11 protein-coding genes are annotated in these 15765 nt (G+C 36.8%); 6 read left to right on the plus strand and 5 right to left on the minus strand.

Annotation, left to right across the window (positions count from 1 at the left end; all coding sequences use genetic code 11):
* The first annotated feature begins 831 nt into the window (after positions 1 to 831).
* From AAGD72_RS04560 to AAGD72_RS04575, 4 genes are all read left to right on the plus strand, one after another.
* Complete coding sequence (locus AAGD72_RS04560) at positions 832 to 2547, plus strand: ABC transporter ATP-binding protein (protein ID WP_341814661.1); 1716 nt, start codon at positions 832 to 834, stop codon at positions 2545 to 2547.
* 195 nt (positions 2548 to 2742) lie between these two features.
* The gene (locus AAGD72_RS04565) at positions 2743 to 2961 is read left to right on the plus strand and encodes a hypothetical protein (protein ID WP_010962563.1); all 219 of its coding nucleotides are present in this window, start codon (positions 2743 to 2745) and stop codon (positions 2959 to 2961) included.
* Positions 2962 to 3056: 95 nt separating this feature from the next.
* A complete protein-coding gene (gene argS, locus AAGD72_RS04570; RefSeq protein WP_341814662.1) occupies positions 3057 to 4763 on the plus strand; it encodes an arginine--tRNA ligase in 1707 nt (568 codons plus the stop codon).
* Between the two features lie 57 nt (positions 4764 to 4820).
* Complete coding sequence (locus AAGD72_RS04575; RefSeq protein ID WP_341814663.1) at positions 4821 to 5837, plus strand: ankyrin repeat domain-containing protein; 1017 nt, start codon at positions 4821 to 4823, stop codon at positions 5835 to 5837.
* A gap of 789 nt (positions 5838 to 6626) precedes the next feature.
* On the opposite strand, the gene AAGD72_RS04580 is transcribed toward AAGD72_RS04575, so the two are convergent.
* The 3 genes from AAGD72_RS04580 to AAGD72_RS04590 all read right to left on the minus strand — a co-directional run bounded on the left by AAGD72_RS04580 (position 6627) and on the right by AAGD72_RS04590 (position 10101).
* Entirely contained in the window at positions 6627 to 7922 is a 1296-nt protein-coding gene (locus AAGD72_RS04580; protein WP_006280467.1) for a Na+/H+ antiporter NhaC family protein, read from the minus strand.
* Positions 7923 to 9042: 1120 nt separating this feature from the next.
* Complete coding sequence (gene ccmA, locus AAGD72_RS04585; RefSeq protein ID WP_007548816.1) at positions 9043 to 9666, minus strand: heme ABC exporter ATP-binding protein CcmA; 624 nt, start codon at positions 9664 to 9666, stop codon at positions 9043 to 9045.
* A 3-nt stretch (positions 9667 to 9669) separates the two neighbouring features.
* Positions 9670 to 10101 (minus strand): hypothetical protein, encoded by a 432-nt coding sequence (locus tag AAGD72_RS04590; RefSeq protein WP_341814664.1) that lies wholly within the window; start codon positions 10099 to 10101, stop codon positions 9670 to 9672.
* A gap of 197 nt (positions 10102 to 10298) precedes the next feature.
* On the opposite strand from AAGD72_RS04590, the gene aspS reads away from it, so the two are divergent.
* Entirely contained in the window at positions 10299 to 12101 is a 1803-nt protein-coding gene (gene aspS / locus AAGD72_RS04595; RefSeq protein ID WP_341815132.1) for an aspartate--tRNA ligase, read from the plus strand.
* 61 nt (positions 12102 to 12162) lie between these two features.
* Positions 12163 to 13425 carry an MFS transporter gene (locus AAGD72_RS04600; RefSeq protein WP_006280528.1) on the plus strand — a complete coding sequence of 421 codons (1263 nt, stop codon included), beginning with the start codon at positions 12163 to 12165 and terminating at the stop codon, positions 13423 to 13425.
* 7 nt (positions 13426 to 13432) lie between these two features.
* On the opposite strand, the gene AAGD72_RS04605 is transcribed toward AAGD72_RS04600, so the two are convergent.
* Both AAGD72_RS04605 and pdhA read right to left on the minus strand, forming a co-directional pair.
* A complete protein-coding gene (locus AAGD72_RS04605) occupies positions 13433 to 14356 on the minus strand; it encodes an RluA family pseudouridine synthase (RefSeq protein ID WP_006279888.1) in 924 nt (307 codons plus the stop codon).
* 408 nt (positions 14357 to 14764) lie between these two features.
* On the minus strand, positions 14765 to 15745 hold the full coding sequence (gene pdhA, locus AAGD72_RS04610; protein WP_006279887.1) for a pyruvate dehydrogenase (acetyl-transferring) E1 component subunit alpha: 981 nt from the start codon (positions 15743 to 15745) through the stop codon (positions 14765 to 14767).
* Positions 15746 to 15765: the final 20 nt, after the last annotated feature.

Below are 15765 nucleotides of genomic sequence, written 5' to 3' on the forward strand. Positions count from 1 at the left end.
ACACCGTCATACCGCGATTCATTCGCGGTATCTCAAAGCATAGATCCCGCTAACACGTAGCGGGATGACGAGCTTATCTTCATGCCGCCACGAACCGTCATACCACGATTCATTCGCGGTATCTCTAGATCCCGCTAACAAGTAGCGGGATGACGAGCTTATCGTCACGCTGCCACGAACCGTCATACCGCCGCGGCGCTAACAAGAGATCCCGCTAACACGTAGCGGGATGACGATTGTCGTTTAGCCATAAATATTTAAGAAATTTACTAAACGAAAAAAAAGGCAAAAGAAACCCCAGTCACTGTCTATTTTCAGTATTGGCGTTTTTTAAGTCTTAAACACTGCAATTTAGCTGCTTTTAAATGCAACTCACCTTAGTTTAAATGTTTAAGAAATTTACTAAGCAGAAAAAAAGGCAAAGAGAACCTAGGGTAGCTAGTATTCAAATTCTCCCTTGTTCTATTTGACGTCTTTTGATGTCTTAAACGCTTTATAAGCGCGTTTCGGCTTGTATAGGTAGAAACCCAGAAGTTTTATAAAGACATGAGGTGCACATAGTGCAAAAAATTAAGCATGATTTACGCCAAATACAAAGTTCCCTTTGTCGTTTTAATCTGCAGATTGCGAAGATAAATAAATAGCTTCAGTTTTATGATAAGGGGGCTGGCGAGGTTTGTCAAGGAAGTTTTTTGTTTCTGCGGGCTACTACCCTTTCTTGGTGGACTAAAATCACAACAGCTGCAGAACCTAAATTGCTTCATACTACACCTTTCCCCTTTCCCCTGAAACTAAAATCTATATACTTAACTTTAGAAACTTTAAAATAAGATGCGATCTAATATTAGGCAGTTATTTTACTATATAAAGCCTAATCTATCCTATTTTGTCATAGCTTTTATTGCAGTTTTATTTTCAGCCTTAACGATCCTCCTCTTTGGCAGAGGCTTAAGCAATATAATTGATTCTGGCACAGAGCACGATTTTACTACCAAACTATTAGTTGCAATACTTATAGTTTTAGCCATTTCTCTCACTGCATTTACTCGGTTATATTTCATTGGCATTGGCAGCGAGAAAGTTATCGCAAGAATCAGATATGACTTATATAGCAGTATCACTAACTTGCAACCAAGTTTCTTTGAGAACACAGGCGTACAAGATGTTATCTCAGCGTTAATTACTGATACCTCTGTGCTGCAATCAATAATAAACAGCAGCTTACTAACCATATTACGAAATTTTGTGATTCTGATTGGCAGTGTTGCTATGTTATTATATACAAATATACAACTAACTGCGTATGCAGCCGCAATAATACCTATACTACTCATTATCATGACCTCACTTGGAAAAAAAGTGCGTAGCTATGCACGCTTTGCTCAGGATAAATTAAGTGAGCTTGCGTCATTTAGTGAGGAAAATTTTAGATCTATAGTGACTATCAAGTCGTTTGTACTCGAAGAAAATGAAAAAACCCGTTTTAAAGAGTATTTAAACTCAGTATCAAAATCATACGTAAAATTAGTACTCTTGCGTGCTATTTTAGTAACTCTAGTTATCACGTGTGTGATAGGTTCACTAGTTGTTTTGCTCTTTTTTGGTATTAAAGAAGTCTTAAGCAATAATATAACTATTGGAGAACTCTCCTCATTTGTGTTTTATTCAGCGCTTGCGACAGGAGCTATAAATAATTTGAGCGATAATATCAGTGATTTACAACGAGGTCTTGGAGTAATAGAGCGTTTATTTGAATTTAAAAACATGAAAAGTTCTATAACAGATGCCGATGATCCTATAAAAATCTATAGTGTTCAAAAAGAAATTTCGTTTAATAGCGTAACATTTTTTTATGAATCTCAGCTTGATAAGCCAGCGTTAAACAATGTATCGTTTTCTATAGAGGCAGGTCAAGCAGTATCAATTGTTGGACCATCTGGCAGTGGTAAAAGCACCATTTTAAAACTTCTGCTCCGTTTTCATGATCCAAGCATAGGCAGCATTACTATCGATGGGCACAACATTAAGTCAATTGCGCTAAATGACCTCAGATCGCTGTTTGGCTTAGTGCCACAAGATCACATGATATTTTCTTGCTCAATAATGGAAAATATACTATATGGCAAACCGGGTGCTGAATATGAGGAAGTAAGGCAAGCAGCTATCGGTGCTTATGCGATGGAATTTATTGATAAGCTGCCTGATAAATTTGATACATTTGTAGGAAAAAGAGGATTAAAACTTTCTGAAGGACAAAAACAACGTATTGTAATAGCAAGGGCCATACTCAACAATCCTCAGGTTTTAATACTGGATGAAGCAACCTCTGCCCTTGATTACAAAAGTGAGAACCTCGTGCAAAAAGCATTGAGCAAGTTAATGCAAAACAGAACAACAATCGTAATTACACACAGGCTATCAACCGCACTCAAGACTGACAAGATTATAGTAATTAATCATGGAAAAGTAGAAGAAGTAGGCACTCATGACTCTCTAATAAGTAAAGACGGGCTGTATGCAAAACTGGCGAAGATACAGTGGAATTGAAAGAAAATTTAAATCATACCGTTAGTTGATATGCTAGATTTATAATTAAAATTATTAAATTTTTAATTTTATTATTTTATAATGGTTCCATAGTTATCCGGAAATTTCGTGATCTGTAGTTTCTTTCATTCACGTTATATTCATAGCTTGTTCTATCTTAATGTAATTCCAATTTTGACTGTATAGGAGGTCTCTATGTTAAAACATAACTATAGTGATAAAATCAATAATCGCTATTCATATACTAACAAATTTTCTTATAGTGATGAGGGTGTAGATGAGACGATCAAGGATAAAATCACAACTGAAGATCAGGTAGTAACTGATGATGTTGAAGAGCCTGATGCTGGTAATGATGGTTACAGCGAAGGTATGGCTTTCTCTTACCATGGTTACGGCAACGACTTAATATAAACTCTGATCCAGGAAGATAAAATAGTTAAGATAAACCTTCAACTAGCCCCACTTATTCGCTATATTGTTGGAGGTTTTCATAGTTTTTCTAGTTGATGAACATTTTCAAAAGGGCTTCTTCCTTAATTTTGAGTAAATTAAACGAGTTGAAGCAAAGGGGTATTATAAATACAGATACAACAAACTTTATCGTAGAACCCCCAAGTAACAGAGCACATGGAGACATTTACACAAACGTTGCTATGGTACTCGCAAAGCATGAAAAGAAGAATCCCATTGAAATTGCAGAGGTTTTAGCCAAAGAATTTGAACTTTTTGATGAAGTTGCAAAAGTGGAAATAGCAGGCCCTGGTTTCATCAACATACACTTAAAAATAAAAGTATGGCATGGGATTTTAAAACAAATAAGTGAGCTAAAAACAGAGTTTGGCACCCTAGATATAGGGAACAATCAGGCCATCAATGTTGAATTTGTATCTGCAAATCCAACTGGTCCACTGCATATTGGTCATGCAAGAGGGGCAGTATTTGGTGACGTTCTGGCAAATTTATTGAAAAAAGTTGGTTATAAAGTTACTAAGGAATACTATATTAACGATGCTGGAGCGCAGATAGATACACTAATAAAGTCAGTATATCTGCGGTACAAAGAAGCTCTGGGAGAAAAAATCAGTATAGAAAAAGGTTTATACCCAGGTGAATATTTAAAACCGATAGGGGAGGAGCTGGCTAAAAAATATGGCAAGGAGCTTCTAAAAAAGCAAGATAATCAGATAATTAGAGACTATACTTTAAGTTCTATCTTAGAACTCATAAAGGAAGACATGAACTTACTTGGAGTAAGTCATGATGTTTTTACTTCAGAGTATGAGCTACAAAAAAGTGGCAAAATTGAAGAGAGTATAAAGATATTGTCTGACAAGGGTCTAGTGTATGAAGGGTACTTGGAGAAACCAAAAGGCAAAGAAAGTGAAAATTGGACTTCCAGAAAAGAAATGTTATTTCGCTCTACAAAATTTGGCGATGATGTTGACCGCGCACTGAAAAAAGAGGACGGCAGTTGGACTTATTTTGCCTCGGATATTGCTTACCATTTTGATAAGATATCACGTGGTTTTAACAATATGATCGTAGAGCTTGGTAGTGACCACGGCGGTTATGTCAAAAGACTTAAAGCAGTCGTCTCTGCGCTAAGTGATGATCAAGCAAAAATAGAGGTAAAACTGCATAATATTGTGAATTTTTTCGAGAATGGCAAACCTGTTAAGATGTCCAAAAGATCAGGAAACTTCCTAACAGCAAGAGATGTAGTGGAAGAAGTTGGCAGGGACATAACTCGTTTTATAATGCTAACACGCAAGAATGATATGGTCTTGGACTTTGATTTTGCTAAAGTTAAAGAACAGTCAAAAGACAACCCTATTTTTTACGTGCAATATGCGCATGCTCGTGCTCATTCGTTAATGCGTAATGCTCCAAAAGAGCTCCCAACAGCAGATCCTTCACTTTTAAGGACAGGTGGAGAGCTCTTCCTCATAAAAACCTTAGCAAAGTGGCCAGATGTGGTAGAAATTGCAGCAAGGCTTTGTGAGCCACACAGAATTACTTTCTACTTACTTGAAGTTGCAGAAGCGTTTCACGTTTTATGGGGGTATGGCAAGAGTGATTTAAACATGCGTTTCATACTGGAAGACAACTTAAACCTCACCGCTGCAAGAATGTTTCTCGTGCAAGCCTTAGCGCACGTCATCGCTTCTGGACTTTCTATCTTCAATATAGAGCCTTTGGAAGAAATGAGTTGATTTTTTTTCGTCATAATGTATGATAATTAAAATGTTATTGAATTTGTAGGTAGAACTATGGCAATTAAACATGAAGAGTGGAAAAAAATATTAAGTGCCGTTAATGACGACAAGGATTTAAATAAAGACAACGTAATTGACAAAATAAAAGAGGAATTAAAGAAATATCCAGAAGAATATAAGAAATGGAAAAAAGTTGGCTTTGATGTAAATCACCTGTTTGAAGTTGAAAGTGGTAAACTCACATTATTGCATTTAGCTGCTTACGAAGCAATATTTGATGATCTAGGAGATGTAGCAAATGCTCTATTAGGAGTAAAAGGAATCAATGTTGATGCAAAAGATTGGTGGGGAGATACTCTTTTACATGTGGCTGCTAAAAAGGGCCATATAGACGTAGTAAATGCCCTAATAAAAAATGAGGCTGATGTTAATGCGGTAGATGGAGGTGACAGAGCTCCTTTACATGTGGCTGCTGAAAAGGGCCATATAGACGTAGTAAATGCCCTAATAAAAAATGAGGCTGATGTTAATGCGTTGGATCAACGTGGATGGACTTCTTTACATTGGGCTGCTGCAAATGGCCACACAAAGATAGTAAATACTCTAATAGAAAATGAAGTAAATGTTAATGCTGAAGACAAAAATAGATTTACTCCTTTGCATTTGGCTGCTTATCATGGCCATAAAGATGTAGTAAAAGCTTTGGTAGAAAACAAAGCAAATCCTTTATTAAAGAATAAAGATGGCAAGACTCCAAAAGACTTAGCTATAGATGATAGAATAGAAAAGCTTCTGAAAAAAGCAGAAGAAGAACAGTCTATATCAACAACCCAAAAAGGTATTTACACCAGTAGTGCAACTGCGTTATTAGGCACTGCTGTAGCAGTGGCACTTTTTGTAACCGGAACAGTTGCAGTTGAGTTGATATCTATAGTAATAGCAGTGGCTGCAATTGCAGCAGCAGCACTAGCAGTTGGTGGTATCACATATATGATGTTAAAACCTAGTACTGAAATGGATGAAGTGGAAGAAGAACAAGGCATAACTGAGGATGGGCGGAGGAAAGTATAGCCGCTTGATCTGCTGGATTCCAGCACTGGAATTTGTTATTACAACACGGTAGCCCTTTTTCCTGTCATCCGCTCTTCTGTCATCCCAGTGCGTGACACTGGGATCTAGTTTTCCATAAATGGTGCATTTTAACATAACTTTTATACTTAATAAAATTCCTAGATCCCGCTAACACGTAGCGGGATGACGAGCTTATCGTCACGCCGCCACGAACCGTCATACCGCGATTCATTCGCGGTATCTCAGCCGCTAACAAGAGATCCCGCTAACAAGCAGCGGGATGACGATTGTCGTTTAGCCATAAACATTAAGGAATTTACCAAATAAAAAAAAAGGCAAAAGAAGCCTCGTGGTGGTTGGCTATTTACCATGTACTAAAATACCGGCGTTTTTTTTATTCTAAAACGCTTGATTAAGAGCGATTTAGCTGCTTTTAACTTGCAACTAACCTACACCGCAAGTGTTTAAGAAATTTACTAAGCAGGAAAAAAGGCAAAGAAACCCCGTAGTAGCTAGCATTCAAATTCTCCCTTGTCAATTTGACGTTTTTTGCTGTCTTAAACGCTTTGTAAGCGCGTTTCGGCTTATATAGATAAAAACCTAAAAATTTTTAAAGACATGCGATGCACGTAGTGCGAAAAATTAAACATGAGACGCCAAATACCCTAAGTTTTTTGTCATTAACCTGCACAGATTGCGAAGATAAATAAATAGCTTCAGTTTCATGATAAGGGGGTTGGCGAAGGGTGTCAAGTAATTCCGTTCCTTATGGGTAAAAAAAGAGAAACTCTAAGTTGCAGCCGCACAATGTTTCTCTTTTCTGCTGTTGATGATTATTTCGCCTATTGTAACTGCCGCTAGAATAAAGCAATAATATACCTGTGTTAATAAAGAAATAGGTGATACAGAGGCGATGCTACCTGCTAGCAATAGTTGGGAACCATAAGGTAAGATACCTTTTGTAGCACAAGCAAAAACATCTAATAAGTATGCGCTGCGATGTGGCGCAATACTGTGTTTTTGTGCAAGCCTTTTTGCAATGCCACCACTTAGTAAAATAGCAATGGTATTATTGGCAACTAAGGTAGTAAACATAGACGCAATTCCTGCTATCACAAATTCAGCTTTAGTTTTTGTGATATTGCTTTCATCGATGAGTTTATGCAACGCTTTTTGACCTTGCTTGTACATTATATGGCTCAATCCACCGATAAATAGAGCAAATATCACTATTTCGTTTACTTTTTTGAAACCGTCATACACGTCATGAGGAAATTGAATGATAGCATAGTCAAAAAAAGTTATTCCTAGCACACCAGCAATAATTATGTTTATAGTTATTGTTACTAAAGTGGCGACTTCAAGCAGCCCCATGATTATTAAAGAAATGTAAGGAATAATTTTTATTATAGAATAATAATCTAAATTTGATATAGAAATAATTTTTGTACTATTTGAGGCAACTGCTAGGTAGATGAGTGTTATAATGCTGGCAATAAGTGCAACTTTAGAGTTCATTTTAAGTTTATCTTTTGCTGAAGCTTCCTGTGAAGAAACAGATGCAATGGTGGTATCAGATATCATCGAAAGGTTATCGCCAAACACGGCACCACCTACTACAGTTGCAGTTCCTATTTCGAGACCAAAAGCTCCACTTTTTGCCAGATTAACAGCTATAGGTACCATCAGCGCAACAACTCCCATAGATGTGCCAATTGCAGTTGAAATAAAAGCAGAAGCCAAAAATACTCCAGGCAGCAGTAATCTTGCTGGAAGGAAATTAAGAATTAAATTAGCAACAGTGTCTGCGCTACCGATTGATTGAGTCACCGCAGAAAATGCTCCAGAAAATAAAAAAATTAAACACATAGTAAGGGTGTTTTTGTCACCCATGCCCTTGATAACAGTATCGATGTTATGCTGAATTTTATTTGTACCACGTGAGACAGCAAAAAATAGTGCTGGTAATAAGCAGATTACTGGTGAAACCTGATGAAGTGGATTATCAGTTCCGATAAAAGAAAAATAAGCACCACTTCCAAGATACAAGATTAAAAAAATAATCAAGGGGACAAAAGCTGTCATTTTACTGTACCTAAACTTATAACTATAACTAATTAAGTGGTTTTAAGCAAGTTTGGTTTTCACTAGTTCTACAGGAAGTCAATAGCAGAGTTTTAAACTTCATATTTAATCTACTAAATAAATAGCACATGTAGCTTATTGCTTGACAATAGGATCTAATTGTTGTCTAGATTCCAGCATCACGCGCACAACTGTACGAACATTTGTTTGCGAAGAAATGTTATAGCTGGTTTTGCTTCAAACACAAAGATATCATCCGAGTAGCTGAATACTTGGATCCAGAAAATTTTGCTGCGAATAAGCAAATTTGTTTGGTGAGCATAGAAAGTGGAATGTGTAAGCGCAGCCTCAACAGGGTGTCATCCAAGTAGCTGACTACTTGGATCCAGATTGGATACTGAGTTGGTGAGTATAAAAGTATAGCTAACGCGAGCTCTACGTCATACCGCCGCAGAATAATTAACCGTCATACCGCGATTCATTCGCAGTATCCCTTCGCGGTATCCCTTAGCCGCTAACAAGCAGCGGGATGACGAGCTTATCGTCATGCCACCGCGAACCGTCATACCGCGATTCATTCGCGGTATCTCTAGATCCCGCTAACAAGCAGCGGGATGACGGTTGTCGTTTAGCCATAAACATTAAGGAATTTACCAAATGAAAAAAAAGGCAAAAGAAGCCCCGTGGTTGGCTAATTACTTACATTATACTTTCAAGTATGGCGTTTTTTTATTCTAAACGCTTAATAACCGCGATTTAGCTGCTTTTTAATGCAACTAACCTTTAGTCATAAATGTTTAAGAAATTTACTAAACAGAAAAAAAGGCAAAAGAAACCCTAGGGTAGCTAATTATTCACTATCCATTTTTTAAGTTGGCGTTTTTTGATGTTTTAAATGCTTTATAAGCGTATTTCAGCTTGTATAGGTAAAAACCTAGAAATTTGATAAAGACATAGAGTGCACATAGTGCAAAAAATTAAACATGAGACGCCAGATACGTGAGTTTTTTTGTCATTTAATCTGTACAGAGAAGATAAATAAATAGCTTCAGTTTCATGATAAGGAGGCTGGCGGAGTTTGTCAAGTAAGTTTTTTATTTCTAGCGGTTGTTGCCAAAAACTATACAAGAAGTCTATTGAAATTACGTATATCAATCGTTGTAAAATCACACAATTGCTCTGTAGAGCTATGCCCTGTAATAATTACTATACCATTTTGCTCAGAGCGTATTGAGATTAAGTTCAGCACTAATTCACACGTTGCACTATCAAGATTACAAAATGGTTCATCTATCAGCCAAACGTTTGCATTAGAAATCAAGAGGCGAGCAAGCGCAACTCTCCTTTTCCAGCCTGCAGAAAGTTCGCCATATCTAATATTAAGTACAGGTTGCAACTGCAAGCAACAAATAGCTGCCACAATCAATTCTCTAGTATTTCGTATTCCTGCCCAGAATTCTACGTTTTGAGCAACAGTTAAGCTATCTTTACAGGCATTCTTATGGCCTATATAGACCATAGAAGATATATAGGATTTTGGATCATCATATATATCTTTTCCGCAGTGCCTTATATTGCCTGATACCGGCGGTAAAAGTCCAGATAAACTTCTAATTAAGCTGGTTTTACCACTACCATTTGGACCAGTGATTAGAATCTTTGATTTTAGCTCAGCTTTAAAACTGAGATTCTTAAATAGTACCTTATTATTACGAGTGCAGGATAAATTTTCACATTCAAGCATGGATTATCTGCCCTTTCCCTTATGTTTACCTTGAGTTGAAGCCTGAGCTTTTACAAACAGCTCCCAAAATCCTTTCTGTCCGCCTTCTCTATGTATCAATTGTGCAAAACGCTGCATTAAACCATTACCCATCATAACCATCTTTGTCCATTTACCTACCGGTTTTGCTATGTCAACTATTTCTGGATCTTCTTTATAAACTTGCACATCTTTTTGTTTCTCGCGTAGCGTTTCTTGTTGTTTCAGCAACTCTTTTTGCTTATTTTTTTGATATAATTCATTGAATTTTCTGTCTTCTTCCCACTCTTCTTTAAAAACTTTTCTAGGAAATATGATTTTTCTAATGCGATTTTTGTATATTTTTCTCAAAAAGAGAAATACTTTGACTATAGCAAGTAATGCTATACTATATATAATGATTTGTCCGAAAGACATTTTCTGTACTCAGCTTATTACAAAGCGCCACTTATATTATACCATAATTATAGAAATTGTGCAATTTTTTTGCGGGTAAAGACAGTATAAAAGTAATACTGCTCTATTTCGTAAACTGGACAAATATCTGACGAATGGGCTTGTATGTGGTAAGGTTTATTTCTATACTTTTTAAAGAATTTAGAAGTGAAACAAATATGAACTGCTACAAGACTCACACGTGCAATGAATTAAGGAAGAATGATGTAGAAAAGGAAGTTACCCTTTCTGGATGGTTATACCGTAAGCGTGATCACGGCAACCTAATCTTTGTTGATCTAAGAGACTTCTATGGAATCACTCAACTAGTATTTAATAATGACAAAGACTTTTTTGATGAGATATCAAATTTAAAATTGGAGAGTGTAATTACTGTTACAGGAATAGTTGAAGCTAGAACTGAAGATACGATAAACACCTCTATCGCAACCGGAGAAATTGAGGTTGTAGTGAGCAATTTGCACGTTGAATCAGAAGTTGAGTTCCACTTTGATGAAGAAATAGCAAAAGAAGAAAGAAGTATATTGGCAAGCATTACCGGCGAGCAAGAATACCCAGAAAACATGAGATTTAAATATCGATTTCTTGACTTAAGACGTGAAAAAGTCCGCAACAATATTATTTTGCGCTCACAAATTATTGCAGAGCTCCGCAAGCTCATGATAGAGCGAGGATTTTTAGAGATTCAAACTCCAATACTCACTGCTTCCTCTCCTGAAGGAGCACGCGACTACCTAGTGCCAAGCAGGCTAAATCCTGGCAAGTTCTATGCATTGCCACAAGCTCCGCAGATTTTCAAACAGTTGCTCATGGTTTCAGGGTTTGATAAATATTTCCAAATTGCACCGTGTTTTCGTGATGAAGACGCAAGGGCTGACCGTTCTCCGGGAGAGTTTTATCAGCTAGATCTTGAAATGTCTTTTGTAACTCAAGAAGACATCTTTCAGATTATTGAGTCTACCTTATATAGAGTGTTTGCTAAATTTTCTCGTAAGTCTGTTGATAAAGATTTTCCACGTATTACATATAAAGAAGCAATGCTTAAATATGGTTCTGATAAGCCAGATCTGCGCAATCCACTATTAATCAGCGATGTTACAGAAATTTTTCGTGATTCAGGGTTCAATATTTTCAAAAGCAATATTGAGCGTGGTATGGTAGTGAGAGCCATCCCTGCACCTAAAACAGCAGAGGAACCACGCAGCTTCTTTGATAAAAAGATAGAACATGCGCAAAAAGAATTCGGTGCTAAGGGTCTCGGATATATAACGTTTGATAAAGATGGAACTGCGAAAGGCCCAATTGCTAAATTTCTTGATGAAAATAGGCTAAACCACATAAGAGAAGCAACAAACATAGAGCCAGGAGATAGTGTATTTTTTGCTTCTGACAAAGAGAATGAGGCGGCAAACATTGCAGGAAAAGTACGCACTCTTTTAGGGTCAGAACTCAGTCTTATAGATGATAATATCTTCAAGTTTTGTTGGATCATTGATTTTCCATATTTTGTATATGACGATAAAAGTAAAAAAATCGATTTCTTTCATAACCCATTCTCCATGCCACACGGTGGTCTGAAAGATTTAGAGGACAAAAATCCACTGGATATCCTTGCTTACCAATATGATCTTGTTTGCAATGGAATAGAACTGTCAAGTGGGGCGATTCGTAATAACAAACTGGATATCATGTATAAAGCTTTTGCCATTGCAGGTTATAGCCGGGGAGAAGTTGATACAAGATTCGGTGCACTTGTACGTGCATTCAGATTTGGTGTTCCTCCTCATGGTGGAATAGCACCAGGAGTTGATAGAATAGTTATGCTGCTTGCTGATGAGCCAAATATTCGTGAAGTAATCTGTTTTCCTATGAACCAGCAAGGTGAAGATGTTCTAATGGGTGCTCCTTCCAAGGTGGAGGATAAGCATTTACGTGAATTATCCTTGAAGGTTATTGAATGAAAAATTTTATAGCAAGGAGCACCGGTTAATGATATATTAGGTTATGTTAAATTGAAAGACCATGAATAATATCCAAAAAGCAATACTATCGGGCATGATCTGTAACATGATTGTGTGGTATGAACTCACTCTTTTTGGAGTATTAACAGATACAATCATCAACGTTTTTTTCCCATCAGAAGATCATTATTTGAGTACACTCAAATTCCTTGGTGTTTTTGCAATTGGTTTTGCGTTTAGACCAATTGGTGCAGTAATTTTTGGTTATATGGGAGATAAGTATGGCAGAAGAAAGACTTTACTTACTTCAGTAATATTAATTTCAATATCATCCACAATTATGGGAATTATACCTGGGTATAAAGAAATAGGGTTGCTTTCACCTGTATTGCTTGTGTTTTGTAGAATAGTGCAAGGAATAACTGCAGGAGGTGAAACAAGCATTAATACAGCATTTACGATAGAGCATTCAAAAGATAAAAAAAATCTAGGTTTCTTAGGAAGTATGAAGCCCTTTAGCGGAGCCCTTGGAACGCTCTTATGCATAACAATGATATTTATCTGCAAAAGAGTTACAGGTGAGAACTATGAAATATGGGGATGGAAGTTGCTTTTTTATTTTTGCTTTTTTTTGGGGACAATAGGTTTTTTAACTAGGTACATATTAAAAGAAAGCTTAGCATATAAAACTAATAAGTACGCTAATAATTTAGCACATTCACCATTGTTAGAACTAGTAAGAAACTATAAAAGACCGCTTATTATTTCAATCAATCTGGGAATTGCTCAGAATGCAATTGTCTACGCAGCAATAATGTTTTATAATATATCAATAAAAGAGCTAGTTATTTTATCTATTAGTGTTAAAGATTTAATGAGGATAGTAATACAGGTTGTATTTGCAGCATCTGCGGTACTTTTTGCAATTTTATCTGATAAAGTTGGAAGAAAACGCGTAATGATTCCTGTACTGATTATGCTATCTCTGATTGGTACATGTGTATTACCATTATTATCTTCCGTTAACCACTATGTCGTAATAATAACTTACTTATTGATTACTATACCAGTAGGTGCATCTTTTGGAATATATGGTTCTGTTATTTGTGAACTGTTTCCAACAAAAGTAAGATGCACTGGCGTAAGCTTAGCAAATAATATATCTGCAGGAATTTTTGGTGGCCTTTCTCCATACATATGCATGTGGCTTATAGAAAAAACCGAAACAAAACTTGCAGCAGGCATTTATCTTACTGCCTGCGCATTAATTAGCCTAATATCTGTGCTTCAAATTAAAGCCAAAGACAGAAAAGTTGATTGGTGAAATCGTTTCAGTCGAAAAATAGCGCTTCAATGGATTTTTCGATGTGTTTAGTGATAGGAGCGGTGATAGTGATTTCTTTATTGTTTGGCAGTTTTAAAGATAAAGAATGCGAATGAAGGTGAATTTTATTTGCTATCCCATCAATAAAAGCTTTTTTACCACCATATTTACCGTCACCAAGAATAGGGCAATTTATATGAGCTAAATGTGCACGTAACTGATGGGTTCTGCCGGTAATTGGTTGTAATTTTAAATAAGCAACATTGTGTTTGGATTTTGCTATAATTGAAAAATGCGTAGTGGCATTCTGAGGTGAATTTTCATCAACGACCACTTTTTCTTGACCTGAAACATATTTTTTCACCAATGGATAGTCTATTGTTCCACTATCCTTGCTCGGTATGCCAGAAGTTAATGCTAAATAAGTTTTTTTTACTCTTCGTCCTTTAAATTCTTCCATAAGGTATCTGGCAACATTAGCGTTGCGTGCGAATATTATCACTCCACTCGTATCTCTATCTAGCCTATGGACAATTTTAAATGTTTCTCCCTCTCTTATTTGGTCAAGCAAATCACTCATGCTAATCTTTACTTTTACGCCACCTTGAACGATGACCCCTGCGGGTTTGTTTATAGCTAGTATATATTCGTCTTCATATAATATGTTCTCTCTTAGTAGATTCACTAACTTTTCATTATATTTGCGATCAGAATTAGCGTTTTCAATATAATTCAAGTGCTTCAGCGTTATAGTTTGCCCAGAATTTACTCTATCACTGGACTTTGCTTTGCAATCATCAACTTTGATTAATCCTTTCCTTAAAGATTTTTCAATTACAGATTGCTTTAGATCAGGAAAGATTCTTCTGATGTACCTATCCAGCCTAACGTTATCGTCTTCTATTAATATGGTTTTTATACTTTGTAGCATTCCATTATTTATAATGAATATCTAGTGAAATGTCAATTATTGGTGTCATTCCAGTGTCAAGCACTGGAATGACACCGAAGGGGCTACTGCCGTCATAAAGGAACCAGTGTCAGCTACTCGGATGACAGGAGAAGGAGACTACTGAGATGACAGCTAGCCTGACAACCGTCATCCCGCTGCTTGTTAGCGGGATCTAGAGATACCGCGAATGAATCGCGGTATGACGGTTCGCGGCGGCATGACGTAGAGCTTGCGTTAGCTATACTTTTATACTCACCAACTCAGCTGGATCCAAGTAGTCAGAGCACTGGGATGACAAAAAAAGGAGGGCACTTGGATGACGGGAGAAGGAGCTATTTGGATGACATCGTTTACTATACAATGTTTGTACAGTTCTGGATAAAAAAATTAGCTAACAAATTTATAAACATCAGTATACAGCTCATCAACGCTTGGTTCTTTACTATTTTTGGCAAAATCTTCCGACTTTTTTACTAAATCACGTATTTCCTTATCAATTACTTTGCACTCTTCTTCTGAAGCCATTTTATTATCTGTCATGTATTTCTTTAAAGTGCTTATAGGGTCATGATTTTGCTTCATATCTTCAACTTCTTCTTTTAAGCGATAAGTAGCAGGATCTGACATTGAGTGACCGCGATATCGATATGTCTTCATTTCAAGCAGGATAGGCCCTTTTCCGCTGCGTGTGTGTTCCGCTGCTTCGCTTGTAGCCTCATAAACAGAGAAAAAATCCATTCCATCAACTTGTTTTCCAGGAATACCAAAACTTTCTCCTCTTTTATATAACTCTGTTACTAAAGTTGACCTTTGCACGGAGGTTCCCATTGCGTATTCATTATTTTCTATGATGTAAACCACAGGCAACTCCCACAAAGATGCCATATTAAACGATTCATATACTTGTCCTTGATTTGCAGCACCGTCGCCAAAATATGTAAATACCACATTATCTTTTTTCTTATATTTATTAGCAAATGCTATTCCTGTGCCAATTGGAACTTGTGCTCCCACTATTCCATGCCCGCCGAAGAATTTTTTTTCAACGTCAAATACGTGCATCGAACCACCTTTACCTTTCGAGCATCCTGTTTCTTTGCCGGTAAGCTCTGCCATTACAACATTTGGATCAGAATCACATGCGAGCATTAAGCCATGGTCTCTATAACTTGTGATAAAAGCGTCACCTAATTTTGATGCAGCTTGAGTTCCAACTGCAACTGCTTCTTGTCCTATTGATAGGTGACAGAACCCGCCTATTAATCCCATCCCATATAATTGTCCTGCTTTTTCCTCAAATCTGCGTATGAGTAGCATTTTCCTGTAGAATCCAATTATCTGTTCTTTAGTGAAATTTTCTGCTTTCATATCGATTTCTTTTTCATTAA

Origin of the sequence: Wolbachia endosymbiont (group A) of Chalcis sispes (assembly GCF_964026765.1) — a bacterium.
Taxonomy (GTDB): Bacteria; Pseudomonadota; Alphaproteobacteria; order Rickettsiales; family Anaplasmataceae; genus Wolbachia; species Wolbachia pipientis.

What these genes read in the sequence shown, in the direction of transcription:
- aspS (WP_341815132.1), top strand. Translation starts at nt 10,299, where the DNA reads ATGAACTGCTACAAGACTCACACGTGCAATGAATTAAGGAAGAATGAT.
- ccmA (WP_007548816.1), bottom strand. Translation starts at nt 9,666, where the DNA reads ATGCTTGAATGTGAAAATTTATCCTGCACTCGTAATAATAAGGTACTA.
- argS (WP_341814662.1), top strand. Translation starts at nt 3,057, where the DNA reads ATGAACATTTTCAAAAGGGCTTCTTCCTTAATTTTGAGTAAATTAAAC.
- AAGD72_RS04580 (WP_006280467.1), bottom strand. Translation starts at nt 7,922, where the DNA reads ATGACAGCTTTTGTCCCCTTGATTATTTTTTTAATCTTGTATCTTGGA.
- AAGD72_RS04575 (WP_341814663.1), top strand. Translation starts at nt 4,821, where the DNA reads ATGGCAATTAAACATGAAGAGTGGAAAAAAATATTAAGTGCCGTTAAT.
- AAGD72_RS04605 (WP_006279888.1), bottom strand. Translation starts at nt 14,356, where the DNA reads ATGCTACAAAGTATAAAAACCATATTAATAGAAGACGATAACGTTAGG.
- AAGD72_RS04560 (WP_341814661.1), top strand. Translation starts at nt 832, where the DNA reads ATGCGATCTAATATTAGGCAGTTATTTTACTATATAAAGCCTAATCTA.
- AAGD72_RS04565 (WP_010962563.1), top strand. Translation starts at nt 2,743, where the DNA reads ATGTTAAAACATAACTATAGTGATAAAATCAATAATCGCTATTCATAT.
- AAGD72_RS04590 (WP_341814664.1), bottom strand. Translation starts at nt 10,101, where the DNA reads ATGTCTTTCGGACAAATCATTATATATAGTATAGCATTACTTGCTATA.
- pdhA (WP_006279887.1), bottom strand. Translation starts at nt 15,745, where the DNA reads ATGAAAGCAGAAAATTTCACTAAAGAACAGATAATTGGATTCTACAGG.
- AAGD72_RS04600 (WP_006280528.1), top strand. Translation starts at nt 12,163, where the DNA reads ATGAATAATATCCAAAAAGCAATACTATCGGGCATGATCTGTAACATG.